Annotated in this window: 12 protein-coding genes; 10 read left to right on the forward strand and 2 right to left on the reverse strand. The window is 64.4% G+C overall.

Annotated features, from left to right (window positions below; all coding sequences use genetic code 11):
* The first annotated feature begins 5 nt into the window (after positions 1–5).
* From glmM to FKB36_RS06365, 9 genes are all read left to right on the forward strand, one after another.
* Complete coding sequence (gene glmM / locus FKB36_RS06325; RefSeq protein ID WP_261597196.1) at positions 6–1262, forward strand: phosphoglucosamine mutase; 1257 nt, start codon at positions 6–8, stop codon at positions 1260–1262.
* Between the two features lie 3 nt (positions 1263–1265).
* Positions 1266–2498, forward strand: a complete 1233-nt coding sequence (gene glmU, locus FKB36_RS06330; protein WP_261597197.1) for a bifunctional sugar-1-phosphate nucleotidylyltransferase/acetyltransferase — start codon at positions 1266–1268, stop codon at positions 2496–2498.
* A 1-nt stretch (position 2499) separates the two neighbouring features.
* A complete protein-coding gene (glmU, locus tag FKB36_RS06335) occupies positions 2500–3654 on the forward strand; it encodes a bifunctional sugar-1-phosphate nucleotidylyltransferase/acetyltransferase (protein ID WP_315901823.1) in 1155 nt (384 codons plus the stop codon).
* Positions 3655–5397, forward strand: coding sequence for a glutamine--fructose-6-phosphate transaminase (isomerizing) (gene glmS, locus FKB36_RS06340; RefSeq protein WP_261597198.1), 1743 nt, complete (start codon positions 3655–3657; stop codon positions 5395–5397).
* A complete protein-coding gene (locus FKB36_RS06345; protein WP_261597199.1) occupies positions 5394–5993 on the forward strand; it encodes an acyltransferase in 600 nt (199 codons plus the stop codon). Before glmS ends, FKB36_RS06345 begins: the two co-directional genes overlap by 4 nt.
* Entirely contained in the window at positions 5990–7081 is a 1092-nt protein-coding gene (locus tag FKB36_RS06350; RefSeq protein ID WP_261597201.1) for a DegT/DnrJ/EryC1/StrS family aminotransferase, read from the forward strand. Before FKB36_RS06345 ends, FKB36_RS06350 begins: the two co-directional genes overlap by 4 nt.
* A gap of 12 nt (positions 7082–7093) precedes the next feature.
* The gene (locus tag FKB36_RS06355; RefSeq protein WP_261597202.1) at positions 7094–8236 is read left to right on the forward strand and encodes a glycosyltransferase; all 1143 of its coding nucleotides are present in this window, start codon (positions 7094–7096) and stop codon (positions 8234–8236) included.
* Between the two features lie 84 nt (positions 8237–8320).
* Positions 8321–10972: an oligosaccharyl transferase, archaeosortase A system-associated gene (locus tag FKB36_RS06360; RefSeq protein ID WP_261597203.1), complete on the forward strand. Its 2652-nt coding sequence runs from the start codon at positions 8321–8323 to the stop codon at positions 10970–10972.
* A 6-nt stretch (positions 10973–10978) separates the two neighbouring features.
* Positions 10979–11947 (forward strand): histone deacetylase family protein, encoded by a 969-nt coding sequence (locus FKB36_RS06365; protein WP_261597204.1) that lies wholly within the window; start codon positions 10979–10981, stop codon positions 11945–11947.
* Positions 11948–12015: 68 nt separating this feature from the next.
* Here the strand turns inward: FKB36_RS06365 and FKB36_RS06370 are convergent, their stop codons facing one another.
* Entirely contained in the window at positions 12016–13191 is a 1176-nt protein-coding gene (locus FKB36_RS06370; protein WP_261597205.1) for a YcaO-related McrA-glycine thioamidation protein, read from the reverse strand.
* A gap of 68 nt (positions 13192–13259) precedes the next feature.
* Between FKB36_RS06370 and FKB36_RS06375 the strand changes: the two genes are divergently transcribed.
* Entirely contained in the window at positions 13260–13535 is a 276-nt protein-coding gene (locus FKB36_RS06375) for a DUF2098 domain-containing protein (RefSeq protein WP_261597206.1), read from the forward strand.
* On the opposite strand, the gene nikR is transcribed toward FKB36_RS06375, so the two are convergent.
* The gene (gene nikR, locus FKB36_RS06380) at positions 13532–13954 is read right to left on the reverse strand and encodes a nickel-responsive transcriptional regulator NikR (RefSeq protein ID WP_261597207.1); all 423 of its coding nucleotides are present in this window, start codon (positions 13952–13954) and stop codon (positions 13532–13534) included. The genes FKB36_RS06375 and nikR overlap by 4 nt on opposite strands.
* Between the last annotated feature and the right edge of the window lie 45 nt (positions 13955–13999).

The raw sequence follows: 13999 nt of genomic DNA on the forward strand, positions 1-13999 counted from the left end.
AGGGTATGCTTTTCGGTTCTTCCGGCATCCGGCAGGAGTTCGGCTCCGGGCTCGTCGATCTCGCGCTCCGCATCGGGGCGGTCACCGCAGCCGGGGCTACGACGATCGCCGTCGGCCGGGACACCCGCACGACCAGCGAATTGCTCGAGCACGCCGTCGTCTCCGGGATGCTCTCGGCCGGTGCAACCGTCTATTCCTGCGGGATCGCGCCCACGCCGACGGTCGCGCACGCTACACGGAACACGGACGCAGGGTGCATGATCACCGCCTCCCATAACCCCGAGTCCTACAACGGGGTCAAACTCCTCAACCCCGACGGGTCGTCGTTCACCCTCCGACAGCAGGCGGCGATCGAAGAGGCGCTCCGCGCCACACACTGGAGGACCTGGGACGAACAGGGGCACGTCTCCCCTATCGACGCGGTGGACGCGCATCGGGAGGCTATCCTCGATCAGGTCAGCCTCTCCCGCCCCGTCACCGTCGTCCTCGACTGCGGCAACGGTGCCGGGAGCGTCATCACCCCCGACCTCCTCGCCGCGGCCGGGGCGAGCGTGGTCGCCCTGAACTGCAACGTCGCAGGCAGATTCGCCCGGCCGTCGGAACCGCTCGAAGCAAACCTCCCCTACATCGGCGAGATCGTCCGGCGGCGGAACGCCGCGTGCGCGGTGATTCACGACGGCGACGCCGACCGGATGATGGCGTTCGACGAGCGCGGCCGCTACATCGACGGCGACCACCTCCTCATGCTCTTTGCGAAATATCTCGACAAAAAACGCGTCGTCACCACCGTCGACGCCTCGATGGCGATCGAAGAGATCGCTGAGGTCCGCCGCACGCCGGTCGGCGACAGTTTCGTCTCCGAAGAGCTCCTCTCCTGGGGGGACTTCGGCGGCGAGGCGTCGGGAAGCTGGATCTTTCCGGGGCACTCCTACTGCCCGGACGGGATCTACGCCGCGGCCCTCCTCTGCGAGATCGCGTCGGAATGGTCGATCGCCGAGGAACTCGACCGGATGCCCCGCTACACTCTTCTGCGGGAGGCATACCGGGTCGGCGCCCCGCGGGAGATCATGGCGGCGATGGGAGCGAGTGAGCCGACCCACGGCGTCCGGTTCGAGGATGAAGACGGCTGGTACCTGATCCGGGCAAGCGGCACCGAACCGAAGGTCCGGATCACGGCCGAGGGAAGAACACCCGCAAAGGCGAAAGCGATGCTTGAAGCGGGGCATGCCGCCCTTGAGAAGGCAAAACATACTCTGGAGTAAGATATGCAGTGTGTCGTACTGGCAGCAGGAGAGGGGAAACGGATGCGTCCCCTGACCGCCCGGCGCCCGAAGGTGATGCTTCCGATCGCGAACCGCCCGATGATGGAGCACCTGGTCGTCGCGGCCCGCGATGCAGGAATCACCGACTTCATCTTCGTCGTCGGCTACTTTGAACGCGAGATCCGGAACCACTTCGGGGACGGGAGCAGCCTTGGCGTGAAGATCACCTACGTGACCCAGCGCCACCAGCTCGGCACCGCCGACGCCCTGCGGGTGACGGCGGGGATGATCGACGGCCGTTTCCTCCTCTTGAACGGGGACATGATCCTCAAATCCGAAGATATCAAGAAACTCTGTCGGATGGACGCTCCGTGCGTCGGGATCCACGAGACCGACCACCCGCAGGACTACGGCGTGGTGACCGTGGAAGGCAGCCGCATCACCGGCCTCGAGGAGAAGTCCGAGGAGCCGAAGAGCAACCTGATCAACGCGGGCGCCTACCTCTTCGACCCCGGCATCTTCGACCTTCTTTCAGGCATCAAGGTCTCGGGCCGGGGTGAGTTCGAGCTGACCGACGCACTCGATACCTATATCCGGGAGGGGACGCTCAGGGCATACCCGCTCGCCTACTGGCTCGATGTGGGGCAGCCGTGGGATCTCCTCGACGCAAACGAGGGTCTTCTCGCCTCGATCCGCGAACGGCACGGCATCGTCGAGGACGGATGCACCGCTAAAGACGGATGCATCATCGAGGACGGATGCACCGTCCCGGGGACGGTCAGCATAGGGAAAGGGACGGTTATCCGGGCCGGAACCTATATCGAGGGCTCCTGCGTCATCGGCGAGAACTGCGTCATCGGCCCCCACGCCTATATCCGGGGCTCCACCGCCATCGGGGACAACTGCCACATCGGGCACGCGACCGAGCTCAAGAACTCCATCATCATGCCGGGGACGAAGATCCCGCACTTCAACTACGTCGGCGACAGTATCGTCGGGAGCAACTGCAACTTCGGCGCAGGGACGAAGGTCGCGAACCTCAGGCACGACAACAGGGCGGTGAAGGTCTGCGGGAAGAGCACCGGGCGGAGGAAGTTCGGCGCCATCATCGGCGACGACGTCCTCTTCGGGATCAACTGCTCGGTCAACGTCGGGAGCCTCATCGGCAGCGGCACCCGGGTGGCCCCTCACTCCTTCGTTGAAGGATGCATCGAGGAGAACTCAATCATCAGGTGATATGATGCAGGCAGTCATTCTGGCAGCGGGAGAAGGGAGCCGTCTGCGGCCGCTGACGAGGAGCAAGCCGAAAGCCATGCTCCCGGTCGCGAACCGGCCGATCATCGATTACGTCATCGAAGCCCTCCTCGAGAACGGGATTCGTGACATCGTGGTGGTGGTCGGCTACCGCAAAGAGGATGTCATCCGGCACCTCAACAAACTCGACGCCCCGATCCAGGTCGCCGTGCAGGAGCGGCAACTCGGGACAGCGGATGCCCTCCGGGCGGCCCAGGCCGAGATCACGGACGATTTCCTCGTCCTCCCCGGCGACAACTACATCAACGCCGAATCGATCGCCCGGATCAAGGAGGAGAGAAACGCCGTGCTCGTCGCCGAACACCCGAACCCCTCGAACTTCGGGGTCGTGGTGATCCGGAACGGCATCGTCCGCGAGATCATCGAGAAGCCCGAGGACGCCCCGACGTTCACGGTATCGACCGGTATCTACTCCTTCACCCCCGACGTCTTCTCCTACCTCCAGACGAACGAGATCCCCGACGCCCTCTCCGCCATGATCGCGTCGGGCCGGCGGATACGGGCGATCCCGGCAGACGACTGGCAGGACGCCGTCTACCCCTGGGACCTCCTGAAACTGAACAGCCGGATGCTCCGGGGGATCAAACCCGAGATCGCCGGGACGGTCGACGCATCTGTCATCCGCCGGGGCGCCGTGCGTATCGGTGCCGGGACGACGATCGGCCCCAATACCGTCATCTACGGCCCCGTCACCATCGGGAGCAACTGCAACATCGGCCCGAACACCGTGATCATGCCCGATACGAGCATCGGCGACCGTGTGGTGCTCGAACCATTCACCTACGTCGCCGACTCGCTCATCATGAACGACGTCACGATCGGGTCGCATTCACGGATCGTCTCGGCGGTCTTCGGCCAGGGGTGCATCCTCGCCGACCATACCACCACCTACCCCTCCGCGAGTTTCATCGAGGTCGGTGACCGTGTTCAGAAGGAGGAGTTCGGCGCAGTCCTCGGTGAGGGGGTCCGCGCGGCACCATTCACAACGTTTAAGAACTGCATAGCCGGTAACAATGTCACCGTCGGTGAGCAAAAGACAGTAGTCGGAGTCATCGAGGACGGCACGCGGGTGATGTAGATGTGCGGGATCGTCGGCTATATCGGGAGACGGGAGGCAACGCCCGTCCTGATCCAGGGGTTGAAGCGGCTCGAGTACCGGGGCTACGACTCCTTCGGGCTCGCGACGGTCGGGAGTGCGGTCGAGGTCTACAAGAAGAACGGCCGCATCTCGGACGGCGAGGCCGGAGCTGCCCATCTCACTGGATCCACCGGGATCGGGCACACCCGGTGGGCCACCCACGGCGAGCCGAACGACCTCAACGCCCACCCGCACACCGACTGCTCGGGAAGGATCGCCGTGGTGCACAACGGGGTCATCGAGAACTACGCCGAACTGAAACGGCAGCTTGAAGAGCGCGGCCATGCGTTCCGGTCGGAGACCGACACCGAGGTGATCGCCCATCTCATCGAGGAGCATTACGACAGCGATCTCCTCGCGGCGGTCAACGCGACCCTCCCCCTGCTCCGGGGTTCGTATGCCGTCCTCGTGATCGCGGAGGACACCCAGCAAATCGTCGCCGCCCGCGATGCGAGCCCTCTCGTCCTCGGCGTCGGGGATGCCGAGATCTTTGCCGCCTCGGATATGACGCCGCTCCTCGAGTACACCGAACGCGTCATCTTCCTCGAAGACGGCGACGTCGCCGATCTCACGCCCGGCGGCCACTACACCATCTACCACGACGGTCAGGCGGTGGAGCGCCCGATCGAACTGATCAACTGGTGCGTCGAGGATACCCGGAAGGGCGGGTTCGCCCATTACATGTTAAAGGAGATCTACGAGCAGCCCCAGTCCTTCTACGAGACGATCAGGGCGGGCATCGACGACCGCGCGCGGCAGATGATCCGGGAGGCCGACGAGATCACCCTGGTCGCGTGCGGGACGTCCTACCACACCGCCCTGGTCTTCAAGTACCTGGCCGAACCGCTCTGCGGCATACCGGTGCGGGTCGAGGTGGGGTCGGAGTTCAAGTACTTCACCCCGCCGCTCCACGGCCTCGTGATCGCGGTCTCGCAGTCGGGGGAGACAGCGGACACGATCGCCGCCCTGAAGATGGCGAAAGCCCGCAACTGCCCGACGCTCGCCATCACCAATATGCAGGGGAGCACGGTCACCCGGGTTGCGGACGAGACCTTCCTGATGCGGGCCGGCCCCGAGATCGGTGTCGCCGCGACCAAGTCCTACACGGCGCAGCTTGCGGCGCTGATGCAGATCGTCAACCTCCGGTGCGAGGGGGCGTATGACGATGCCCTCTCGCACGCGCACCTGGCCATCGGCGACGTCCTCCTCCAGGACATCCACGAGGCGGTCGCCCTCTGCGCGAAGGCCGAACACGTTTTCTTCGTGGGAAGGGGAGCGTTCTACCCGGTCTCGATGGAAGGCGCCCTGAAGATGAAGGAGATCAGTTACATCCACGCCGAGGGGTATGCGGCGGGGGAACTCAAACACGGGCCGTTCGCCCTCCTCACGGAGGAGACGCCGGTCGTCGCCGTCTGCACCCCGGGCCCGACCTACGGTGTAATGGCATCGAACATCAAGGAGATGAAGGCAAGGAGAGCCCCGGTCATCGCCCTCGGGGTTGCCGGGGATACGGAACTCGCCGAGATCGTGGACATCTTCATCCCCATTCCAAACACACACCATCTGGTGCAGGTGCTGACCGCGTCGGTCGTCCTGCAGCTGCTCGCCTACCACACCGCCTGTGCGCTGCAACGAGACGTCGACAAACCACGGAACCTGGCAAAGAGCGTGACGGTTGAATGATAGAGTATGGACGTAACGCCCTCGGCGAAGGGGCGACGATATTCGAGCCGGTGACCGTCGGGTTTCCCTCCCGCGACCGGATGGGAGAGAGCGACTACCCCGGCACCACCATCGGGAGGGACGCCGTCCTCCGGTCGGGCACGATCATCTACTGCGACGTCGTGATCGGCGATGCCTTCCAGACCGGGCACAACGTGTTGATCCGCGAGAAGACGACCATCGGGAACCGCGTCGCGATCGGGACGGCGGCGGTGATCGAGGGCGACTGCACGATCGGCGACGATGTCCGGCTCCAGAGCCTGGTCTACATCCCCACCGGCGCCCGTATCGGCGACCGGGTCTTTGTCGGCCCGAACGCCGTGCTGACGAACGACCGCTACCCGCCCGGCCCGCACGAGTCGCTCCGGGGCCCGGTGATCGAGGACGACGCCGTCATCGGTGCGAACGCAACCATCCTCCCCGGCGTCACTGTCGGTGCCGGCGCGTTCGTCGCCGCGGGCGCGGTGGTGACGAAGGACGTCCCGCCGGGGATGCTCGCGGTGGGCGCGCCGGCGCGGTTCCGGCCGCTCCCCCCTGATGCGAGGCGGTGCCGATGAAGATCCCCGTCGCACGGCCGTTCGTCGGCGAGGAGGAGATCGCGGCCGTTGCCGACGTGATGCGGTCGGGGATGCTCGCCCAGGGCTCGGTCGTCACGGAGTTCGAGTCCCGGTTCGCGGACTACTGCGGCGCCGCCCACGCCGTCGGCGTCAACTCGGGGACGGCGGCGCTCCATGCGGCGCTGCTTGCTGCAGGCATCGGGCCGGGAGACTCGGTGATCGTCCCGGCGTTCACGTTCTTTGCGACGGCCTCGAGCGTCTCGATGTGCGGGGCGACGCCGCTCTTTGCGGACGTCGATCCGGAGACGTTCAACATCGATTCCGACTCGGTCGCGGCCCTCATCCGGCCCGAGACCCGGGCGGTCATCGGCGTCCACCTCTTCGGGCAGCCGTTCGGTGTCGCTGCCGTCCGCGAGGTCTGCGACGACCATAACCTCATCCTCATCGAGGACGCGGCCCAGGCGCACGGCGCGGAATACCACGGGAAGCGGGCGGGGAGCCTCGCCGACCTCGGCTGCTTCTCGTTCTACCCCACGAAGAACATGACCACCAGCGAGGGCGGCATGGTCACGACCAACGACGACGCCCTCGCGGAGAGAGTCCGGCTCCTCATCAACCACGGCCAGAGCAGGAAGTACCTCCACACGGCTATCGGCTACAACTACCGGATGACGAACATCGACGCCGCGATCGGCCTCGTGCAGCTCGGGCGGCTCGAGGGGTTCAACGAGCGCCGGATTCATAACGCCCGCTACCTCGACCGCCACCTCGCGGGGACGGGGCTTGTCACGCCCAATCTCGCGCCGGACGTCCGGCACGTCTACCACCAGTACGTCGTGAAGGTTCCCGGCGATTACCCGCTCTCAAGGGATGCGTTCATGAGCGCCCTCGCGGATAAGGGGGTCGGGACCGCCGTCCACTACCCCATCCCCGTCAACCGGCAGCCCGTCTATGAGAACACGCACGCCTCCTGCCCGGTATCGGACGAACTCGCGGCATCGGTCGTGAGCCTGCCCGTCCACCCGGCGGTGACGGACGAGGAACTGGCGTATATCTGCGATACGGTGCGGGAACTCCGGGCTGCATAACTTACAACGACAATGAAGATCCTCCTAGTCTCCACCCAGGACTACATCCACCACCCGATCCCGTCCCGGCACCACAACATATTCGAGGAACTCGCCACCCGACACGAGGTTCACGTGCCGCACTTCCACGTCAGCCGGGGCAAGGAGCGGGAGACCAGGCTCCACGTCCACGAGGCGACACAGTTTGCCGTCGAGAGCCCGTTCCTCCACTACACCCTGAACGCACCCTGCCACTACCGGGTCATCAGCGAGATCATCCGCGACCACGAGATCGACGTCGTCGTCGGGGCTCACGTCCTCGCGGGGACGGCGATGGTCCGGGCGGCGAAGAAGTCCGGCATCCCGGTGGTCTTCGACCTGAAAGACTGGTTTCCCGACTCCGCCGCCGCCTATTACAGGAACCTTGCCGTCAAGTGGCTGCTCCAAAAAGGCGTCCTCGCTATCACCCGCTACAACCTCGACCACAGTGACGTCGTCACGACGGTCTCGCCGGGGCTCGTCGAGAAACTCAGGGGGTATGGCTACGAAGCCGAACTGATCACGAACGGCGTCGACACCGACCTCTTCCGCCCGATGGGCGGGGGGGCGATGCGGGCAAACCTCGGAATTTCGCCCGATGCCTTCGTTCTCGGGTTTGCAGGGGCAGTCGAGCGGTGGTATGCTCTCGATGAGGTGATCCGGGCACTCCCGGAGATCCTGAAGAGACACCCGAACGCCGAACTCCTGATCGTCGGCGGTTCGCTCTTCACCGGCTACCTGGACGAACTGCAGGCGCTCGCGGCCAAACTCGGGGTCGCTGGCCGGGTGCACTTCACCGGCGCCGTCGACTACCGCGACCTCCCCGGCTACATCGCGCCGATGGACCTCTGCCTCATCCCGCTCTCCCCGCCCCAGTGGGTTGATATCGCGCTCCCGAACAAGTACTTCGAGTACTCGGCCTGCGGAAAACCGATCCTCTCGACCCCCATCCCCGATATGCTCCGGATGGGCGGCGACCATATCGCCGTCTACCGGGATAAGGCTGAGTTCCTGGAGCGGGTCGACGAACTGGCACTCGCCCCGGGGTGTACCCGCCCCGGGATCGAGGAGCACAGTTGGAAGAGGAAGGCGGAGGCGTTCGAGAGAATCTTCGAGCGGGTGACGGGAACACGCTGAAATTTACTCTTTTTTCCGGCGCCGCGGATACGCCAAGGTTATTAATGGTTCGAAGGGAAACAGATTCTTAACAAGGAGTGTCCGATGGCTCAGATGGATCTCAAAAAATACCAACCATACATCATCATTGGTATCATCATCCTGTTCGCCCTGCTCACCCTCTGGACGCGGGGCATCCCTTCTGAAGGTCTGGTGACCGCCGAAGGCGTCAATCTCCTGGGTAACGATCCCTGGTACAAGGTTCGCCAGGTTGAACAGACCGTGGCCAACTACCCCGGCTACGCCTGGTTCGAAGCGATGACGCTCTACCCGACCGGCGATGTCATCTACTGGGGGCCGCTCTTCGTCCAGATAGCAGCAGCCCTCTGTCTTCTCACCGGCGCGGCGACGCGTCCCGAGATCATGGTGGTGGCATCCTGGGTCCCGCCGTTGATGGCCGCGGCGATGGTGCCCGTCACCTACCTGCTCGCGAGGAAGATCGCCGACTGGAAGACCGGACTCATTGCGGCGGGCCTGATCGCGGTCATCGGCAGCAACTACGCCTACCGCTCACTCTTCGGCTTCGTCGACCACCACATCGCGGAGACGCTCTTCTCGACGATCTTCGCCCTCGCATACGTCGCGGCGCTGCTCGCGACCCGCGACCGGCCATTCTCCTTCGCGGACCGCAGCAGCCTGAAGACCGAGACTCTGAAGATCCCGGTGCTTGTTTCAGCCCTCGCCGGTATCGCCTATCTCCTCGGCTACTTCAATATGCCGACGATGATCCTCTTCGCGCTCATCGTGACGGCCTTCACCCTGGTCCAGTTCCTCATCGACTTCTTCAAGGATCGGCCGAGCGACTACCTGGTTCTCGTAAACGTCGTCGTCTTCGGTGTCGTCATCGTCGGGGCGGCGGCATTCGGCTTCCCGCATCCCGGCCTCGACCTCTCCCGGTACACCGTCGGGCACGTCATCGTCTACGCCGCCCTCATCGCAGGCACACTCGCGCTCTACGCGCTCTCGGTCTTCCTGAAAGGCCGGCCGAAATATTACTACCCGGCTGCGCTTGCGGCCGTCGCGGCGCTCGCCGTCGCGGTGCTCTACATCGCCCTTCCGGAGGTCTACAGCCTTCTGATAGCAAGCCTCATCTCTTTCTTCGGCGAAGCGGCGGTCACCACGACCGTCCAGGAAGCCCGTGCCTGGTCGTTTGCCGCCGCCTGGGCAACGTTCCACTGGGGCCTTATCCTCGCGGCCGGGGGGGCTGCCGTCCTCCTCTGGCAGAACCGCGAGCGGGTGAACCCGGCCCACGTCTTCGTCCTGATCTGGACGGCGATCATCCTCGCATCGACGGCCGCTCACGTCCGCTACGAGTATTACCTTGCCGCAAACATCGCCCTGCTCGCGGCGGTCTTTGCAGGCGCGGTCATCGACGCAACCTGGAAGGATGTTGCGCGCCTCCTCGGGGGAGGGAGCGGCGGCAGGGCGTCTTCCGCCCCCGAGATCGCCGAGAGCCAGGAGACGCCAAAGAAAGGCAAGAAGGGCGGCAAGGCTCCCGAGACCCGGAAGGCGAAGGCCCCGAGGAGGGACCAGCCCGACTACTTCAAGGTCGGGGCGCTCGCCGCAGTCGTCGTCGTCACACTCATCTTTGCAGGAACGTCCCTCATGGGGAACATTGCCCTCGCCAACGGCGCAAAGTACTCCGGCATGAACCAGGAGTGGATGGGAGCCCTCGAGTGGATGGGCGAGAACACCCCCGACCCCGGCGTCGACTATTACGCGATCTACGACCGGAATACCTTCACCTACCCCGAAGAGTCCTACGGCGTCATGTCCTGGTGGGACTTCGGGCACTGGATCACCTTCATCGCAAAACGAATCCCGAACAACAACCCCTTCCAGCACGGGGTTGCCGGGCCGAACGGCTCCGCGGTCTATCTCGTCTCGACCGACGAAGCCGCCGCAAACCGGATCCTCGACAACATCGGCACCCGCTACGTCATCACCGATATCGAGGTCGACACCGGGAAGTTCCATGCTCCGGTGACCTGGGCCGACGTGGGCCAGGAGCGCTTCCAGCCCTACTTCCTCCTCCCGGTGAGCGCGGGCTCGTCGGAGTACCAGGCGGTGCCGTTCAACACCCAGGAGTACTACCTGACGATGGTCTCCCGCCTTCACAACTTCGACGGGTCCATGACCGACCCGACGTCGCAGGTGATCTACGCCGAGTACCGTGACGCGGGCACGGCAAACACCTCCCTCCCGGTCATCACGCGCACCCAGCAGATGAACGCCACGGAAGGTGCGGCCGCGGTGGAGGCCTACAACAGGAACGCGCCGGCAGGCTCTCATGCCACGCTCCTGAACATGTACTACCAGTTCCGGGGCGACTCGATCCTCCAGCCGCTCGAGCGGGTGCCGGCGCTCCAACACTACCGGCTCGTCCACGAGACACCCCAGAACGTCTACGGCAACGTCGGCGAAGACGGGCCCGACCTGAAAGCCGTCAAGATCTTCGAGTACGTTCCCGGGGCCGCGATCAGGGGCGAAGGGATCATCGAAGTTCCCATCGTCACGAATACCGGCCGGACGTTCACCTACCGGCAGGAGAGCGTGAACGGCACGTTCATCGTCCCGTACGCAACGTCCGGATGGTCGGGCGAGGTGAAGGCGACCGGGCAGTACCGGATTGCGGGCACCGGCCAGACGTTCGATGTCACCGAAGAGGATATCCTGCAGGGACACACCATCAACTGAACGAGGATGCGGTCTTCAGTCATCTACGGTGACGTCTTTACCAGGCACGACATGGAGGCTCACCCCGAGTCGGGTGCCCGGTTACGGGCGGCCCTCTCGGGGATCCCGAAGAACGTGAGGTGGCGCGCTCCCGTCCGCGCCACCGAGAGCGACCTTGCGCGGGTTCACGACCCGCGATACATCAGGTGGGTGCAGGAGATGGCGACAGGAACCTGTTTTTTGGACTTGAACACCTACGTCACCTGCCATTCCTTCGAGGCGGCATCCTATGCCGCCGGGTCGACCTTTGCGGCGGTTGAGCGGGCGCTCGACGGCGAACACCTCTTCGCCCTGGTCCGTCCCCCGGGCCACCATGCCGAGTCCGATCGCGCGATGGGGTTCTGCATCTTCAACAACGCCGCGATCGCGGCGGCAAAGGCGCTGTTATCGGTCGACCGGGTGGCGATCCTCGACTGGGATCTGCACCACGGCAACGGCACCCAGAAGGCGTTTTACGGGAGCGATAAGGTGCTCTTCTGCTCGGTGCACCAGGAGGACAGTTTCCCGAAGACCGGGTGGGTGGACGAGATTGGCACCGGGAGGGGGCGGGGCTACACCCTCAACGCCCCGCTCCGCGCGAACTCGACGATCGCCGATTACCGGTATCTCTTCGACGAAGTCTTTGTCCCGGCGATCAACCGGTTCCGCCCCGACGTCCTGATCGTCTCGGCCGGGCAGGACGCCCTCGCCGACGACGAGCACGGGCGGATGAACCTCGAACCCGACGACTACGGCGTGCTTGCCGGGATGCTCGTCGACGGCACGGATCTCCCCCTTGCGCTGACGCTTGAGGGGGGCTACGGCCCGTCGATCGGGGAGGCGATCCGGGCAATATTCGAGGCCCTCGCGGGGAAGCGGTTCGAGCCGGCGGAGAGACCGCTGAACCGCGGCACGGAGAGGGTCGTGGACCTCCTGAAGAAGGTCAGGTTCTGGTAAGAGGTTCTCGTCCCATCATAGCCATACTATCGGTACCGCCCGGGACGAGGGGGGATCCCGGCCGATGATCACCCCTGCGCCGGCCGCTTTCGGTCGGGGTCCATATACGAGACCTCGAAGCCCGGGACGACGACCCGGACCACCGGCACCGCCGTCCGCGAGAGGTCGCAGACACAGACACGGTCGGTGTGCACCGCGACCTCCTCGAGCACCTGCCGGATATCGGTGTCGAACCGCCTGGTGCTCGCATCCGGTATTTCGGCGATCTCGACGGCATCCGCGTCGGCAAACCACATACGGTTGATCCGCTTCAGCCGCTCGTACCCGGCCTTCCTGATGATCATCTCCCGCTGGGGGTCGGTGCGGCCGCCCTGCAGGTAACTCCCCCGGCTCTGGGCGACCTCGGTCAGGGCACGGAGCGCGGCGATCTCCGGGGAGAGATGCGTCCCTGACCCGATCACGAGCATCGCCGGGTCCTTCGTGACGGTATCGTCCGCGGCTGCCGCGACCGTGGGGACACCGGTCTTCCCCTCAAGCAGCCAGAGGTGGATAGCGATTCCGTTCTCCTCGAATCGGTCGAGGACCTCGCGGGCGGCGCACTCTTTCTCGATGACGAGGCGGCGGCCGAGGTCGCGCTGTGCATCGGCGGTGCTGAGCGCGTCCCGCTCGATCACCTCGAAGAGGGCATGCAGGATGGCCTCCTCGATGACGTTACCGGACGCAAGCCCGTTCGTGTCGCTCCGAAAGAGCGGGAACGCCATCCCGAGCGAGTCGTAGGGGTGGAAGACGGCGTTGCTCGGGAGATAGATCTCCTCGTCGTTTAAGATGTCCCACCCCGGTGTCCAGTGAACTTTCTCCCCCTGCTTGAGTTCCCGGGGGAGGAGGAGGTCTTCGGGGTGCATCGCCCTTCCCGGGCCGATCTCCTCGTAGGTCGCGTACTCCATCCGGTCGCCCCGGTACTCGGCGCAGTAGCGCTCGAGCGCCTCCATCATCGCCGAGACCCGGGCGTGGATCGGCTCCTTGCCCTTCCCCGCGTGGACGCGAACCGCTCCCCGGGCGGCTCCCGGCCGAACCGCCGCAAAGACCGGGATCCCGATACGGTCGAGCGGCGTGACGTCGATGATCTCGGTGACGCCGATCTCCGGCATCAGCGGCTCCACGGCGGCACGGGTCTCCTCCGGGGAGCGGGAACGGTGGGTGCCGTCAAAGTACAATTTCTCTACCGGGCGAATCGTGATTGCCATTGAAGATACCTTGGAAGTGATACCTTAATAGTATGGCAGATATACTACCTCGTATGAGCGCGGATGAGATGGCAGTGGGCGCAGTCGTCCGATACCCACGCACCGGCACGACCGGAAAGGTCGTGCGGATCGAGGAGATCGACGGCCGGAGGTATGCCGAGATCGACAGCACCGGGCTCTATTACCGGGTGGACGAACTGATCGGCGCCGATAAGACGACCGGAAAGGCAGAGAGAGGGGAGCGTTCTCTTGAAGATTACCTCAAGGAGCACAGGGAACTCCAGGAGCAGCTCGAGGAGGTCTGGGAAGTGGGGACGGATCGGAGCTGCGAGGGCGGCGGTTAACCCTCGACCGGTATGGTGGTGAGTTTCACCGCCTCGACACCTTTCTGCGCCATCAGTCGCTCGGTAATATCCTTCAGTACCGCCCCGTCCCCCCGGATGAGGATCACTTCGAGGCACTTGTTGTGGGTCACATGCGAGTGCAGAGATGCCTGAATGCTGCTGGCGTACTGGTGCTGGATCTCGGTGAGCGTCTGGAGCAGGCCCCGCTGGTCATGGTCATAGACCATGGTGATGACTCCCTGGCGCTCGCCTTTGACGTCGGATATCCACTGGTAGTGAGTGATGTAACTTCGTATTGAATCCCGTATCCCTTCGGAACGGGATGAGTACCCCCGGAGGCTCAGGATCTCATCGAACTTATCGAGGAGGTTCTTGGGGAGTGAGATCCCGATGCGTGAAAGTTCAGTATCGCCTGACATTGCGATCAGTTTTCATATCTTATTTCATAGAGTATAAGTTTTCGC

Source organism: Methanoculleus formosensis, assembly GCF_025384765.1.
Taxonomy (GTDB): domain Archaea; phylum Halobacteriota; class Methanomicrobia; order Methanomicrobiales; family Methanoculleaceae; genus Methanoculleus; species Methanoculleus formosensis.